At 72.3% G+C, this 15,801-nt stretch carries 10 protein-coding genes and 1 pseudogene; 7 read left to right on the forward strand and 4 right to left on the reverse strand.

Translation table 11 applies throughout. From position 1 onward, the window contains the following. Positions 1–127: pseudogene (locus NMK44_RS34750) on the forward strand (IS481 family transposase); the annotation flags it as partial. Here the strand turns inward: NMK44_RS34750 and NMK44_RS34755 are convergent. The 4 genes from NMK44_RS34755 to NMK44_RS34770 all read right to left on the reverse strand — a co-directional run bounded on the left by NMK44_RS34755 (position 124) and on the right by NMK44_RS34770 (position 6,561). After that, a complete protein-coding gene (locus NMK44_RS34755; RefSeq protein WP_254750705.1) occupies positions 124–1,740 on the reverse strand; it encodes an APC family permease in 1,617 nt (538 codons plus the stop codon). The pseudogene NMK44_RS34750 and the gene NMK44_RS34755 overlap by 4 nt on opposite strands. Positions 1,741–1,863: 123 nt before the next feature. Next, positions 1,864–2,682, reverse strand: a complete 819-nt coding sequence (gene melC2 / locus NMK44_RS34760; protein ID WP_254750707.1) for a tyrosinase MelC2 — start codon at positions 2,680–2,682, stop codon at positions 1,864–1,866. Positions 2,683–2,729: 47 nt separating this feature from the next. Beyond that, entirely contained in the window at positions 2,730–3,170 is a 441-nt protein-coding gene (melC1, locus tag NMK44_RS34765; protein ID WP_254750709.1) for an apotyrosinase chaperone MelC1, read from the reverse strand. Positions 3,171–3,663: 493 nt separating this feature from the next. After that, positions 3,664–6,561 carry a helix-turn-helix transcriptional regulator gene (locus NMK44_RS34770; protein WP_254750711.1) on the reverse strand — a complete coding sequence of 966 codons (2,898 nt, stop codon included), beginning with the start codon at positions 6,559–6,561 and terminating at the stop codon, positions 3,664–3,666. Between the two features lie 323 nt (positions 6,562–6,884). Between NMK44_RS34770 and NMK44_RS34775 the strand changes: the two genes are divergently transcribed. From NMK44_RS34775 to NMK44_RS34800, 6 genes are all read left to right on the forward strand, one after another. Beyond that, positions 6,885–8,540, forward strand: coding sequence for a hypothetical protein (locus tag NMK44_RS34775; RefSeq protein ID WP_254750713.1), 1,656 nt, complete (start codon positions 6,885–6,887; stop codon positions 8,538–8,540). After that, positions 8,530–9,627 (forward strand): Gfo/Idh/MocA family oxidoreductase, encoded by a 1,098-nt coding sequence (locus NMK44_RS34780; RefSeq protein ID WP_254750714.1) that lies wholly within the window; start codon positions 8,530–8,532, stop codon positions 9,625–9,627. The genes NMK44_RS34775 and NMK44_RS34780 overlap by 11 nt, the downstream gene beginning before the upstream one ends. A gap of 13 nt (positions 9,628–9,640) precedes the next feature. Continuing rightward, positions 9,641–10,939, forward strand: a complete 1,299-nt coding sequence (locus tag NMK44_RS34785) for a B12-binding domain-containing radical SAM protein (RefSeq protein ID WP_254750715.1) — start codon at positions 9,641–9,643, stop codon at positions 10,937–10,939. A 13-nt stretch (positions 10,940–10,952) separates the two neighbouring features. Next, positions 10,953–12,983 (forward strand): Gfo/Idh/MocA family protein, encoded by a 2,031-nt coding sequence (locus NMK44_RS34790; protein WP_254750716.1) that lies wholly within the window; start codon positions 10,953–10,955, stop codon positions 12,981–12,983. Then, positions 12,983–14,605, forward strand: a complete 1,623-nt coding sequence (locus NMK44_RS34795; RefSeq protein WP_254750718.1) for a serine hydrolase domain-containing protein — start codon at positions 12,983–12,985, stop codon at positions 14,603–14,605. Before NMK44_RS34790 ends, NMK44_RS34795 begins: the two co-directional genes overlap by 1 nt. Positions 14,606–14,681: 76 nt before the next feature. Then, positions 14,682–15,788, forward strand: a complete 1,107-nt coding sequence (locus tag NMK44_RS34800; RefSeq protein ID WP_254750720.1) for a methyltransferase — start codon at positions 14,682–14,684, stop codon at positions 15,786–15,788. Positions 15,789–15,801 lie beyond the last annotated feature (13 nt).

Below are 15,801 nucleotides of genomic sequence, written 5' to 3' on the forward strand. Positions count from 1 at the left end.
CAACGACGAACGCAGCGCAGCCCTGGCCGACTTCCTCCACACCTACAACTACCATCGCTGCCACACCGCACTCGGAGGTCAGCCACCGATCAACCGTGTGAACAACCCTGCGGGCCAATACACCTAGGACATCGCGGGCGGCGCCGTCCTGAGATGGTCGGCGCCCGAACGCACCGCCCAGAAGAACACGGCGCCCGCGAGGGCGGCCACCGCCAGGGAGTCGTACGGCGCGGGGAGCCGTCCGGAGCCGCCGAACGTCCCGAGCCACGACAGCAGCGTCAGTACGGCCAGATGCAGCACCAGCCAGGCGCCGTGGCGCAGTTCCTCCCGGACCGGCACCCCGTCCGCGCCACGGCGCTGCAGCAGGAACAGCGGAACTCCGGCCAGCACCAGGGGCAGTGCGAGCCGCAGGTCGTGCCAGCCCGACCAGTAGACGAACTCGGTGGCCACCACGAAGCCGACGGGGGCGATCCAGCGCACACCGGGCACCTGCCCCTCGGCCCGCGGTACGCCCCGCTCGCGGTCGTGCGCCCGGAACGCGGCCACGGCCACCGCCGAGGCGGCGTAGATGAGCAGATACATGTCCCCCATCACGCTCACGATGTCCTGCCAGCCACCGAACGGCAGCATGAAGACCACGATGACCACGAGGTTGAGCACCAGGGCCCGGTGAGCCATCCCGGACCGCGGGTCGATCCGCATGAAGAAGCGCGGCAGCAGCCCGTTCTTGGCCAGGGCGTAGGTGTGCCGGGCGTCGATGGCCACTCCCACATAGGCCGAACCGCCGGGTGAGACCACCGCGTCCGCGTAGAGCAGGGTGGCCAGCCAGTGCAGGTTGAGCACCAGCGCGAGCTGTCCGAAGGGCGACTCGAAGTTGACCCCCTGCCAACCGTGGGCCAGCAGCGACTCCGGCACCGCGTAGAGGAAGGCCAGCTGGAGCCCGAGGTAGACCAGGACGGCGAGGCCGATCCCGGTGAGCACCGCGGCCGGTACGGTGCGCCGCGGGTTGCGGGCCTCGCCGGAGAAGTCCAGCGGGGCCTGGAAGCCGTTGACGGAGTACACGATGCCGCCACCGGCGAGCGCGGTCAGACACGCCGCATAGCCGTAGGGCGCGAAGCCGCCGTGGTCGGTGAGACGTCCGCCGTGGGTGCCGGAGAGGAACAGCGCGACGATGGTGACGACGGGCACGACCACCTTGAACACCGACACCAGGTTGTTCATCCGGGCGAATATCCGCACCGCGAACCAGTTGAGCGCCGTCAGCAGCACGCTCAGCGCGACGGCCACGCCGAGGCCCGAGGCGGTGAGCCTGCCGTGGTCGTACAGACCCGGTACGTAATGGGCGGCGTACTGCATGATGGCGCTGATCTCGGCCGCCGTGCCGCCCACCGACAGCACCACGGACCAGCCGATCATCGTGCCGACCAGCCGTCCGCTCGCGTACAGCGGCCAGCGCACGGTGCCGCCGCCCTCCGGGCGGGTGGCTCCCAGCTCCACCATGACCAGGGCGATCAGTGCGCACAGCACACCCGCCGCCACCCAGGACAGCAGGGCGGCGGGCCCGGCCTCCTGGGCCGCGTACATGGCCGCGAACAGCCAGCCGGAGCCGAGGATGTTGGAGAAGCCGATCGCGGTCAGTCCCCAGAATCCGAGGTCCTTCTGGAGTCTGCGCTCCTCGGCGAGGACCGCCGGGGCGGCGAGGGACTCCTCCGCCGGATGGTGCTGCGGCACGTGGTACATCTCCTCGGGTGGTGCGGAACTTGCGCGTGCCCAGCGTGCCACGCCACCGCCCGGGGCCGGGCCGCACGGGCCCGGTCCCCGGTGTCGCACCGCCGTCGGCCGACCCGGTCAGTCATGCACCTGTCATGCGTAGGTGTAGAACCGGGTGTGGTCCAGCATGTCGGCCGGGGTGACGTCGTTCCACGGCTTCATGGTGTCGTTCAGGGCGACGACGTTCGTGGTGCCGGTGGTCGGCAGATATCCCGACCGGGGGTGCAGCCGCTGCCAGTCGGCCCACAGCTTGTCGATGAAACAGTGGTGCAGCCAGAACACCGGATCGTTGGGGGACGCCCCGGTGGTCATCTGACCGCCGACCCAGACGTGCACCCGGTTGTGCAGATTGGGGCCGCGCCAGCCCTCCACGTTGTTGCGGAAACTGTCGGAGGAGCTGTTCCAGGGAGCGGCGTCGTAGGTGGTCATGGCGAGCACCCGGTCCACCTCGGCGCGGGTGGGCAGATCGCGGACCCCGGCGCCGAGCGCACGGCGCAGGAAGGTCCGGCCGTCCACGCGTATGTTCATCGGCCACTTGCCGCTGCCGAAGGCGAACTGCCCGCTGGTCACCCGGCCGTCACCGCTGCGTCCGTCGCCGCCGAGGAAGTCCTCGGCCCACAGCGAGCTGCGGGGCGAACGGTCCACGGTCCAGTCCCAGTAGGGCAGGGTGACCGACGGGGTGACGCTCTGCAGTGCCTCCTCGAACTGCAGCAGGAACTTGCGGTGCCAGGGCAGGAAGGACGGCGAACGGTGGCCGGTCCGCTCCCCGTTGTCGGTGTCGGACATGATGAAGGCGTTGTGGGTGCTGATGAACTCGTCGTAGCGGCCGGTGCGCTTGAGCTCCAGGATGGCGTCGACGAAGTCGCGCTTCTCGGTGGCGGTGAGGTTCGCCTGGTTCTTCCGGACTGCCATGGGTCGGGGACTCCTCGGGAGGTGGGGGGATACCGGGCTGGTGGATCTCAGCCGGTCACCACGGGGACCAGGTCGGCGCCGTTGAGTTCGCGTACGGCCGCGCGGGCCACGCCCCGCGGCGAGGTGAACGTCTCGTAGTGGTTCACCACACTCACCCAGCTGCCGTTCGCGTTCTCCATGACGTGCAGGTCGTCGTTGTCGATCCGGACGACGAACCCCATGCCCTCGTGCGGACCGTCATGGCCGCCGTGACCGCCGTGACCGCCCTCCTCCGGCCAGCCCTCGATATGGCGGCCCTCATAGATCTCGTCGAAGGGCTCGGGCATCTCGTGGCCCGCGGGTCCATGTGCCCTCGGGTGGTCCTTGTCGGCGGCGGGACGGGCGTGGGCGGCCGGGGCGGCGGCCACGGCGGCCGGTCCGGCGAGCACCGCTCCGGCCAGGCCCGCCGCACCGCGGTGCAGCACCAGGCGCCGGGAGGGACGCGACATGGGTCGACTCCTGTCTTTCGGCTTCGTTGGGGGTCGGGCCGTGATCAGGCCCGCGCCGCCACATGCTGGCAGGGTCGAACGGATCATCAAGTCGAGGTGGTTTTCGGAGCAACGAACGAGACAACCGCCCTCGGAAGGTGCAGTGTTCAACGGCGGATGATCACAGCGGCACTCGTCACCCGCCGTTACGGAACAGGATATTCCGCGTTCTGGGATCGTTCCCGACCGCTGATCCTTTTGCTGTGCCGTGGTAACCGTGAATCAGCCCACGGTCATAACTCGGCGCAATCACAGGGGCTTTCGGACACCGGCGGGTTTGCCCCCGCACACCCCGGCAAGGGTTCCTCACGAGGGACGACACCCGCATCCGGCCGTGCCACGGCGGTGCCGCGCGTCCTCAAACACAACGCTAGGGATTTCCATCGAGACTCCTGCGGCGGCCCCCTGACCAGGTTGGCCGAATCTCATGGACCCCCTGTCCGACGGGCCACCGTCACTGGCCGGAAGCCCGGTCACCCAGGTGCTGACCGGTCGACAGCAGGGCTTCGCCGAAGCACAGCGACAGCTGATTGCGCGAAGTGATACCCAGTTTCGGGAACACCTTGTAGAGGTGGTAGCCGACGGTCCGCGGGCTGAGGAAGAGCCGGGCCGCGATCTCCCCGTTGGTCATCCCCTGGGCGGCCAGCCGCGCGACCTGGAGCTCGCGCGCGGTGAGCAGTGTGTCCGGTGCGGGCGCCCCGGACGGTGTGGAGGATCCGGACGGTGTGGACGGCGCCGGCCGCGCGGACGGCGATACCACCTCCCCGGACACCACCGAGGCGGGCCGGGCGGCCCGGATCCCCGTCCCCCGAACCCCCGCCGCCCGGAGCTCGGCGTGGGCCAGTTCGGCCCACGGCACGGCTCCGGCGGTGCGCAGCCGTTCCTCGGCCCGGCGCAGCTGTTCCCGGGCGTCTTTGACGCGGTGGCGCCTGCGCAGCCATTCCCCGTGCAGCAGTTGGGTCCTGCCAAGTTCGAACACCGACAGCCCGGCGGCCCGTTGGGCCCGGTGGAACAGGGCATCGGCTTCGGCGTCGGGGGCCAGCAGGGCGCGGCAGCGCTGGAGCGCCGCGTGCAGTTGGGTGGCCTCGTCGGGCACACCCTGGCGTTCGAAGCGGTGCAGCGCCTCGCGCGCCCGGTCCGGTTCACCGGAGCGCACCAGGGCTTCGATCAGATCGGGGTAGGCCAACCAGCTGATCATGAAGTGGAAACGCGGGCTGTCGGCCGCCGTGACCTCGGCCAGGATGTGTGCCGCGCGGTCGGGCCGCCCGTCGGACAGCGCCTGGAGCCCCAGCGCCCAGTACGCGAACGCCGCCGCCGAGGGGATGCGGTGGGGTTCGGCGATGTCGAGCGCCTCCCGTACCAGCCGGTCGCAGCCGTGGCCGTCACCGGTGACGGCGGCGAGCCAGGCCAGCAGGGCGCGCAGATGGCTCGCCGGGCCGAGCTGCCGGGTCTCGTCGGCCAGGGAGACGCCTTCGGTGCCCAGGGCGATGGCATCCGTCCAGCGGCCGGTGACCAGGTGCAGCGTGGCCATCGGCGCGAGCAGCATCGGCAGCGCCCCGGCCGAACCGTCCCGGTGCAGGGTGTCGAGGGTCCGCTGGTAGGCGTCCAGGACGGTGTCCGTGACCCCCACCAGATAGGGCAGGAAGGTGGGCGGGCCGGCCCAGGGCATCACGCTGGTGCGCGGCAGACAGCTCAGCGGGGCGGCCTGGTGGAGGTCGCTGTAGGAGGTGCGGTAGGGCGTCGGCCCGTCGGTGGCCGCCGCGTTCGCCAGCCCGCTGAGATAGCGGCAGCGCTCGGCCATCCGCCGGGACACCGTGGCCTCGGGGTCGGGACAGTCCCGCGCGAGACGTTCCAGCAGCTCGGCGACGTCGTCGAGCCGGACCGGGTCACCGGCGATCCACGCCGAGCGCGCCGCCATCGTCAGGGTCTCGCGGGCCAGTTCGGGGTCGGAGTCGAGTACCAGCCGGGCGCCGTCCAGCAGCGTGGCGCAGGCCACGGCGGGGTCGCTGGAGGCATGGGTGATGGCGCCGCGCAACTGGGCGAGCCGGGCGCGCAGCCCGGGGGTGTCCGCCAGGGGTTCGGCCTGGCGCAGCAGCAGCTCCGCCTGGTGGTGTTCGGCGGCGGTCCAGGCGCATTCGGCGGCGTCGATCAGCCAGCGGGACCGGTGACGCGGTTCCGGGGTGAGCGCGGCGGCGCGGCGCAGGGCGCGGGCGGCGGTGGCCGCGTCACCGGTGTGCCGCACCCGCCGGGCCAGGGTGACCAGAGAGCGGGCGAGTTCCTCGTCCGGTCCGGTGACGGCGGCCGCCCGGTGCCAGATCCGCTGGTCCTCGTCCTGGACGGCGCGGGCCAGGGCGAGATGGGCGGCGCGGCGGCGGTCGGGGGCGGCGCCCTGGTAGATCACCGAGCGGTAGAGCGGGTGCCGGTAGCGGACGGACTGCTGGTTCATGGTGAGCAGCCGGGCGGAGGCGGCCTGGTGCAGGACGTTCAGGGCCCGGTCGGCGTGGTCGGCGGCGGCCAGGATGGTGGTGAGGGACCCCGTGGGTTCGGCCGCGGCCAGCAACAGGACCCCGGACTCCTCGGCGAGCAGGGGTTCGGCGCTGTGCGGGAGGACGCGGTGCAGCCGTTTGGTGAGCGGAAGGCCGTCGGTCAGCGGGGCGGCGCCGCGCAGCTGGTCCCGGCTCAGGGCGGAGCACAGTTCGGTCAGCGCCAGCGGATTGCCTTCGGCCTCCCGCAGGAGTAACTCCCGTACGGCCGGGGTCGTTTCAGGGGCCAGATCGGTGAGCAGGCGCTCCGCGGCCGGGGTGTCCAGGGGCCGCAGCGTGAGGTCGGGTACGCCGGGCGCCTGGAAGGACGAGCCGTCGCGGACGGCGAGGACCATCGCCACGCCTTCGGGTCCGAGTCTGCGGGCCACGAATCCGAGGGTGTCCGCGGACGCGGCGTCAATCCACTGGGCATCGTCCACCAGGAGCAGCAGCGGTGTCTCCTGGGCCGCCTCCGACAGCAGGGTGAGCGCGGCGAGCGCGGTGAGGAAGGTGTCGGGTGGTGTGGTGTCCATCCCGAACGCCGAGCGCAGCGCGGCGCGTTGGGGCGGCGGCAGCCGCCCCTCGAACCGCATGAGCGGCCGCAGCACCTGGTGCAGTCCGGCGAACGGCAGCGCCGCCTCACTGCGCGCCCCCATCGCCCAGAGCACCCGCAGACCGTCGGCGGATCCCTCGGCCAGATCGCTCAGCAGGGCGCTCTTGCCGGTGCCCGCCGCGCCGCGCAGGAGGAGGGCCGTGCTGTGGCCGTCACGCGCGGCGGCCGCCATCGCGGCCAGGGTGCGCTGTTCATCCGCCCGTCCGACGACCGGCATACGAGGTCCTCCCTGTGTCGAGACCCCCGTCGGCTCACGGATCACCTTCACCGAACGCCCGGTGTGGATCCAGCGCATGGGGGCCGGTTTCGGACGGCCCCGCGGAGCACCCCCAGTCGGACGACGGATGCGACGGGGGTGGCCGTCCGGCCGGACGACTGATAGGGGCGCCGGTCCGGCGCAGTCGAACGACAGATGCCCGCGGCGGCGGCCGCGTCGCAGTCTTGCCGGGAGGGTCCCGCGCTGACGTGCCACCGAGTGCGAACGACGTGTGCCGACGCAGGAACCGCCTCTCCGTTGTTCGCCGGACGTGGACGGGAGTTATGTCACTATCCGAAGTCGCACCGAGTCATCCGCTGGAGACCCCCGGTGCTCCCCCTCCCCCCGCCGTGGGTCCCTACGAGGTGCTGGACGGCCCGTTGGACGGCGCCGAACTGCTCGACGCGATACGTACGGTCCTCGGCCGGCAGGAGGCGTCCGGGGACGCGCCGGTGCTCGTCTCCCGGGGCCCGGACGACCATGTGGTGAGCGTGGCCGGGGCCCGGTTGGAGATCCGCAGCCGGCCGCTGCCGGACGGTCCGCCCGGCACGCTCGACCCGGTCCTGCCCGCCCCGCCCCGGCGACGGGTGCTGGTGAGCGCCACATCCACCGCCGGACCACTGCCGGAGCGGGCCGGGGAGCTGTACGCCGCGCTGGTCGCGGAGATCGGGCTGCGGGCGCGCTGCTACACCGCCGCCGAGATCCGGTCCATCCGGAACGGGCTGCCGCTGGTCGAACGCTACGCCACCCCCGAACCCGCGCTCACCGGCTGGGCGCTGGTCTTCCGGGACCACTACGTGGAGAACAGCGTCGGCTTCCTGCTCGCCATGGAGCGCGCGGGACTGCCACGGGAGTGGATCTACGCGCTCTCCAAGGGCGACCGCACCCAGCACCGGGACCGGGTGCACGCCTGGTTCGTCCGCCACGGCTACCGCAGTGACACCCTCGACAACTCGGTGATCAACGGCACCGCCGACGGCACCGCCCTGGCCCACGCCCGGAGGGTCAACGAGCGGGTGAGCGCCTTCGTGGGCCGGGCGCACGCCGAGGGCCGCCGGGTGCTGGTCATCGACGACGGAGGGCTGCTCGCGCAGGGCTACGGCTCCGACGACCCGTTCCTGGAACACGTCGACGCGGCCGTCGAACTCACCGTCAGCGGGCTGAAGCGCATCGCCGGGGCGCCCGGCAAGCTGACCATCCCGGTGTTCAACATGGCCCGCTCGCAGGTGAAGACGGAGCTGGGCTACAACGAGATCGCCGATTCGTGCGTGCGCAGACTGCGCGCCATCATCCCGGGCGAGAAGTTCATCGGCCGCCATGTGCTGCTGCTGGGCTACGGCACCCTGGGCTCCCGTACGGCGCACGCGCTGCGCGCCCTGGGCTGCCGGGTGGGCGTGGTGGACACCGACGTCCTCACTCTCATCACCGCCGCCGAGGACGGCTTCGAGACCTACCGCTCCACGGCCGAGGCCCTGACCCACCGCCGTCCGTTCCTCATCATGGGCGGCACCGGTGAACTCGCGGTCACCCCGGCTGATCTGCCGCTGCTGCCGGACGGGGTGTTCCTCGCGGGCTTCGCCACCAAGGACTTCAGCCTCCTGGCCGACGGCCACGCCGACGCCCGGGAGACCGTGATCCCCCATGTGGGACTGCACTACGCGCTGCCGTCGGGGAAGTCGGTGACCGTCCTGGGCGACGGACGTTCGCTGAACCTCTTCGAGTACGAGGGGATCGCCAACCGCGGCTACGACGCCTACCGCGCCGGCACGCTGCTCGCGGCGAAGCGGCTCTGCCGCGACCTGGACGCGTTCCCGCCGGGTGTGCACCTGGATCCGGTGAACCGGGCGATCGACGAGGCGGGGCTGTTCACGGCCTACTACGACCGGTACCTCTGCGGGACCGCGCAGCCGCCGAGCGAGGTGGCCGGCCATGCCCGGTAGGACACATGTGTGCGTCGTCGGCTACGGCGTGGCGGGGCGGCTGCACCACCGGCTGCTGGAGTCGCTCGGGGTGACCGTGAGCGTGGTCGACGCGGCCGCCCGGTCGCTGCGGCGGCCCGGAATGCGGATCGCGGAGTCGGTGGCGGAGCTGCCCGCCGAACCCGCGGTGGACCTGTGGTCGGTGTGCACCCCGACCGCCGATCACCTGCCCACCGTGGCGGCCGTACTGGCCCGGGACCCGGCGGCCCGGCTGCTGGTGGAGAAACCGGTGTGCGGCTCCTGGGAGGTGCCCGCGTTCGGCGCGCTGCTCCGGGAGTACCCACGGGCCCGGATGGTGGTGATGAACCAGTACCAGCACGCCCAGGCGCCCGCGCTGCTGAAGACGGTCAAACAGGACGTCGCCCGCCACGACCCGGTGAGCGCGGTGCGCATCGCGTTCGTGAAGGACCGCCGCGCCGATATCGCGGCCGGGCGGTTCGTGGACCGCGACTACGGGGTGTTCGGCTACGAGTGGCTCCATATGCTCGCCCTGCTCGGCACCGTACTGCCCCGCGCATCGTTCCGGAGCTATCTGTGTACCGCGCCCGGCCCGGACACCGTGCGCGTGGCGCCCGATCCCGAACTCATCAGCACCGCCGCCCATGACACGGTGGCGCTCGACGGGTTCGGCGCCGTCGAGCTGTACTCCAGCATCGTCGGACCGGACTCCGAGCCCTGGGTTCCGGTGCCCGGCTGGGCCGCACGGCCCGGCCCGGCAGCCGACGACCGGCTGCGGCTGGTCCAACTCGACGCGGGCCCGGCGCGGTTCACCCTGGAGCTGGACCCGGTGAGCCTGCCGCGCGGCACCGCGCTGCCGCGCAACACCCACCGGCTGACGGTGGATCTGCGCGGCCGCCGCCAGGAGTGGCTGGTGTACGACTCCCCGCTGGAGAACGCGCTGCGCCGGGCCATGACCGCACTGCTGGCCGACACCTCGCCGCCGGAGTACGACTTCGCGCCGGTGCGCCGTATCGGCCAGCTCGCGGAGCTGGCCCGCTCCGCCGAGCCCGTGCACTCCGTGCCCGCCGACCTCCCCTCCCCCCTGTGAGAGTGACGCGCCCATGACCCGCATCTGCTTCGTCATCCCCAGCAACCCGTTCGACCAGTACTTCGTGCAACTGCCCCTGGACGCGGTCACCGCCGCCGGGCAACTGCGCGCCGACGGCCACGCGGTGGCCATCTGGGACCAGCGCCTCCAGGACCAGCCCGACACCGCCGAGGACGACTTCGACCTGCTGATCGCCATCACCGCGATCGCCGACCGGGCCCAGTGCTACCCGCTGGAGCTGGGCCCGGTGGCGGCCGCCGTGGAACGCGCGACGGCGCGCTTCCCCCGGGCCCGCACCCTCGCGGTCGGCGCCCACCCCACCCATCTCCCCGAGGCCACCCGGGCCGAACTCGGTGTCGACCACGTCGCCCTCGGCGAGGTGGACTCGGCGGCGGTCAGCGCGGTGCGCTCCCTCACCGCGGGCGCCACCGACCCGGTGCTGACCCCCGACTCCGGCAACCTGCTGGCGTCCACCGGAGCGCGGCCCTACCCCCCGGTTCCGCTGGAGGAGTTCGCGTTCCCCGCCTTCGACCTGGTTCCGGTGGCGCGGTACACCGCCGAGGTGATCACCGGGGGACTGCCGATGCCCGGTCCGTGCGGCATGGTGCTGGCCGCCCGTGGCTGCACCTACGGCTGTACCTTCTGCCACCTGCCGTTCGGCACCCGGATGCGCACCCAGCCGCATGACCGGGTGCTGGCCGAGATCGAGGCCCAGCAGGCGGCGGGGCTGGAGTTCGTGTTCTTCCTGGACTACGTCTTCGGCATCAACAAGGGCTTCTACCGCGAGCTGTGCGGGCGGCTGAAGGGCCGGGGGCTGGGCTGGGTGGGCCAGACCCGCGCCGAGATCGTGCTGAAGAACGATGTCTCCGAATGGGCCGAGGCCGGCTGCCAGGGCATGTGGCTGGGCGCCGAGTCACCCGCCATCGCCGACACCGGGGTGCACAAGCGGGTCACCGAACAGCAGGTCCACGACGCGGTGATGAAACTCCGCGACGCAGGCATCACCCCCTTCGCGTTCGTCCTCCTCGGGCTGCCCGGGGACGAGGCGTGCGTCTCCGGACGGCTGGTGGACTGGGCGGCCGGGATGCCCGCGTGGTTCGGCATCAACCAGCTCTATCTGCGGCCCGGGACCAGCCTCTACGACGAGCTGGCCCCCGCTCTCAACGGCGGTGTGCGACCGGCCACCTGGCAGGAGGTGCAGGAAGTGACCCGGCGCTACCGCGAGGAGTACCCGGTGGACCTCGACGCCCAGCAGCGGCGCCTCACCGAACTGCCGAACTTCCTCGGCAACGCCATCGTGCCGGTCGGCTGAAGGAGGCGGGGCCATGCTCCGGTTCGGAATCATCGGCCGCGGATCCATCGGCGGTTTCCTGGGGCGTCTGCTCACCCGCCGGGGACAGCCGCTGCACGGAAGGGCCCGGCTGGCGGGCGTGGCCTGCCGCGACCCGGGGCGGGCGGCGGCGTGGGCGGCCGAACTCGGCTGCCCCGCCGGGCGGGTGGCCGATCTGCTGGCCCGCCCCGACGTGGACGCCGTCGTCGTGTGCACCCCCAGCGGCACCCATGGCGAGCTGGCCGCCGCGGCCCTGGAAGCGGGCAAGCATGTCCTGGTGGAGAAGCCGCTGGAGGTCACCGCCGACGCGGCGGAACGGCTGCTGACGGTGGCCGCGCGGTATCCGGACCGGACGCTGGGAGTGGTCTCCCAGCGCCGGTTTGACCCCGCCGCACGGCTGGTGAAGGCCGCCGTGGACGGCGGTGAACTGGGCCGGATCACCTCCGTACTGGTGGAGTTGCCATGGTGGCGTGGACAGCGGTACTACAGCTCGGGTTCCTGGCGCGGCACCCGTGGCCTGGACGGTGGCGGGGCCCTGATGAACCAGGCCGTGCACACCCTGGACCTGGTCCAGTGGCTGGCCGGGCCGGTGGCGGAGGTGGCGGCACACACCGCCCTGCTCGCACACCGTGACATCGAGGTCGAGGATGTGGCCACCGCCAGTCTGCGGTTCACCGGTGGCGCCCTCGGCACCGTCCTGGCCACCACGGCCGCCTATCCCGGGCGCACCGCCCGGATCGCGGTGCACGGCGACCGCGGCTCGGCCGTCATCGACAACGACGAGCTGGTCTGGTTCCACGCCGCCGCGGCGGGCGAGGAGGCCGCCGACTTCGGCGCCTACGGCGAGGGCGACCAGGCCGCCGAACGGCTCGCGCGCCACCCCGGAGCGGACCGGGACCCGGAACGGGACCCCATCGGACTGCTCTACCAGCCGCACCACGACCAGGTGATGGACTTCGTCGACGCGGTGGCGGACGGGCGCCCGCCGCTGGTGGACGCGGTGGCCGGATGGCGGGCGGTGTCCGCGGTGACCGCGGTGTACGAGTCCAGCCGCACCGGAGCGCCCGTCCGCCTCCCGCCCCGTCCGCCGTCCGCCGGAGCCGCCGGACGCCCCGCCGCGGTGAACACCGCGGCACCCGCCGAAAGGACCAGCAGCGCCATGAGCGAAACCCTGCCCCCCACCGCGGCCTCCGCCGAGCGGAAGGCGGCCCTCGCGAGCCTCTTCGACCGCAGCGCGCCGACCTACGAACGTGTGGGGGTCACCCACTTCGACGACCTGGGCCGGCGGCTGGTGGAGCACGCCGGGATCCGGGCGGGCGAACGCGTCCTCGACGTGGGCTGTGGCACCGGTGCGGTGCTGCTGCCCGCCGCGCGGGCGGCCGCCGGACCGGGAGGTGAGGCCGTCGGTGTCGATCTCTCCCCGGGAATGGTGGCGCGGGCCCGGGAGCGTGTCGCCGAGGCCGGTCTGGACAACGCGCGGGCCCACACCGGGGACGCGGAGACCGTGGAACCCGGCGCCTCGGAACCGTCCGTGACCGGTGGCTTCGACGCGGTGCTCGCCGGGATCTCGATGTTCTTCTTCGTCGACCCGGTGGCGGCCATGGTGCGCTACCGGGAGCTGCTGAACGACGGCGGACGGCTCGCCCTGTCGTGGTGGGGCAGGCCCGATCCGCGCTGGGACGCGGTGTTCCGCGCCAGTGCCCCGTACGGCGGACTCTCCGCCCACCGGCTGCCCGAGGACAGCCCGTTCCTGTCGGAGGACGCCCTGCACACCGCGCTCGAGAAGGCCGGATACCGCTCGGTCCGGACGCTGGAGGAGAGCTGTGTGACCCGCTTCGTGGGCCGGGGTCAGTGGTGGCGGTGGGTGTGGTCGACCGCCGGACGGCAGTTCTGGGAGAGCGTCCCCGAGGACGCGATGGAGAAAGCCACCGCCGCCGTCGACGCCGAGCTCACGAAGCTCATGGCGCCGGACGGAAGTCTCACCAGTTCGTCCGTGGTGCGGTTCACCGTCGCGAGGACGGACTGATGAGCAAGGCCGGGGCCGCCGCCCGCCACACCCACGGCGCGGCGGCGGCCCGGCACCCCCTGTTCTCCCCGGCCTGGCTGGAGCTCGCCGCCGCCCATCCCGCGGCGCGGGCCCTCGACCCGGCGGAGGCCATCCGGGTCGAACTGCGTCTCACCGACGCGCCACCGGGCACCCGGGACACCGTCACCGTCCTGGCCGACCTGGCCACCGGGGCGCTGCGGTTCCTGGGCGGGACGGTGTCCGAACGCCCCACGGTGTCCTGCTCCCTGGACCACGCCGACGCCGCCACCTTTCTCTTCGGCGACGCGGAGCGGCGGGTGCGGCTCTTCGAACACGGTGGTCTGGGGCTCGAGGGCGTCTTCCTGTTCGTCTTCTTCCTCGACCGGCTGCTGCAGCAGGACACCGCCGGGTGTCTGGCCGCGCTGCGCGGCCGTACCGAGGGGCCGGTGTCCGCCGCGGCACCCGCGCCCATCCCCCCGGCGCCACCCGCCGGTGGCGACGAGGCGGACGCGGTACGCGCCGCCGCCGATGCCCTCCCGGAGACGATGGCCCGGCTGCGGGCCGAGCTCGGCCGTACGACACCGGGCGCCCAGCTCTATGTCTCGCACGCCGCGTCGGGCACCCGGGTGTCGGCGGGGCTGGGCGCATGCCGCCCCGGTGTCCCGTTCACCCGCGCCTCCCTGCCCATCTGGTACTGCTGCTCCAAAACGCTCGGTGCGGTGGCCCTGGGCCAGCTCTGGGAGCGGGAGCTGGTGGATCCGGAGCGGCCGGTGGCCGACTACCTCCCCTGGTTCTCCGGCGACGGCCGCGAGCACATCACGCTGTACCAGCTCCTCACCCACACCAGTGCGGTGCCGATGGCGCTGGACCCGCTGCACGGGATCGTGGCCACACCCAAGAATCTGCGGCGGGGCCGGCTCAAGGCCCTGACACCGCCGCCGGGCGCCGTCCCCGGGGCGAGGATCAACTACGCGCCCTGGTGGGCCTGGTTCCTGCTCTCGGACGTGGTCGAGGCGGTCGACGGACGGAGCTATGAGCGCTACCTCACCGAGGAGGTCCTCGCGCCCTGCGGGATGGCGGACACCCGGATCATCCTCACCCCGGAGGAGTACCGGCGCTCGGCCGCCCGACTGCCCCTGATCTACATCACCGGGGGCGGTCAGCCGGCCCAGCCGACCCACTGGTTCGCCACCGAGGCGTCCTGCACCCGGCCGATCCCGGGGCTGAACATCCGTGGTCCGATGTCCGACCTCGGACTGTTCTTCGAAGCCCTGCTCGCCCGCGGCCAGGGCCGTGCGGGGCGGATCCTGCGCCCGCAGACGGTCGCGGCGCTGACCGCCCACCACCGGGTCGGGCTGGTCGACCCGTTCGGCAACGCCGACTGGGGACTGGGCTTCCGTATGGAATCACACCATCTCGGTGACCGGTGCACGGCGTACAGCAGACACGCCTCACTGCGCACCTTCGGGCACTACGGGTTGTGGACGTCCCTGGTCTTCGCCGACCCGGACGCCGGTCTGGTGACCGCCCTGCACCTCAACGGAAAGACGTGGCAGGAGGAGCACCAGGAACGCACGGTCGCCCTCTGCGACGCCGTGTACCGCGATCTCGGCCTGGTCTGACTCCCCCTGGCCCCCGTTCACCGCTTCACCTCCGGCAGTTCCGCTGCCGCATCCGCTACCGACGACGGAGAACACCATGGCTGACCACGACATGACCGAGCACGAGCCGAAGCCCGATTCACCCCATGCCCTCATCGACATCGCGGTGGCCTTCTGGAAGTCGAAGGTGCTGCTGAGCGCGGTGGAACTGGGCGTGTTCGCGGCCCTGGCCGAGGAGCCGGGGACCCTGGACGACCTGCGCAAGCGGCTGGGTGTCGAGGGCCGCGGCGCCGCCGACTTCTTCGACGCCCTGGTGTCGATGGGCGTGCTGGAGCGCGAGGACGGGGTGTACCGGAACTCCGTGCTGGCCGCACGTCATCTGGACCCCCGTCGTCCGGCCACCGACATCTCCGGCTATCTGGAGTTCCTGAACGCGGGATTCGGCTGGTGGGCGCGGATGGCCGACGGGTTGCGGGAGGGCGGCAGGCTCGACTTCTCCACGGCGCTGGCGGCGGCGGGCGGTGAGGAGGACACCCGGCGCGGACGTGGCGCGCGGCTGGTGGAGGGGGACTCCGGCAGTGACACCTTCGGGGAGGCCTTCGCGACCCCCGAGCAGGTCAGGGGCTTTCTGCGGGCCATGACCGGATACAGCATGGGCGCCAACCAGGCGCTCGCCGAAGCCCATGACTGGGGGCCGGTGGGCACGGTGGCCGACATCGGCTGTGCGGAGGGTTCGCTCCTGGTGCAGCTCCTGGACCGCCATCCGCAGCTGCGGGGCATCGGTTTCGATCTGCCCTCCGTGGGCCCCGGTTTCACCGATCACACCCGCGCCGCGGGCGTCGGCGACCGGGCTGAATTCGCCGGTGGCGACTTCTTCACGGAACCCATGCCCACCGCCGACGTCCTCGTCATGGGCCATGTACTGCACGACTGGGACCTCGAGACCAAGAAGACGCTCATCCGCAAGGCCCATGAGGCACTGCCCGCCGGTGGCTCGCTGATCCTCTATGAATCGCTCATCGACGACGACCGGCGACAGCGCACCACCGGGCTGCTGATCAGCCTCAATGTGTCGCTGGTCTCCGCCGGTGGGCTGGGCTACACCGGGGCCGAGGCGCGTGCGTGGCTGACCGAGGCGGGATTCCGGGACATCGCCGTGACCCATCTCGACGGACCCGAGTACATGGTCGTCGGCGTCAAGTAGCGGACGGACCCGG

The sequence above is a fragment of the Streptomyces cucumeris genome, from assembly GCF_024295805.1.
Taxonomy (GTDB): Bacteria; Actinomycetota; Actinomycetes; order Streptomycetales; family Streptomycetaceae; genus Streptomyces; species Streptomyces cucumeris.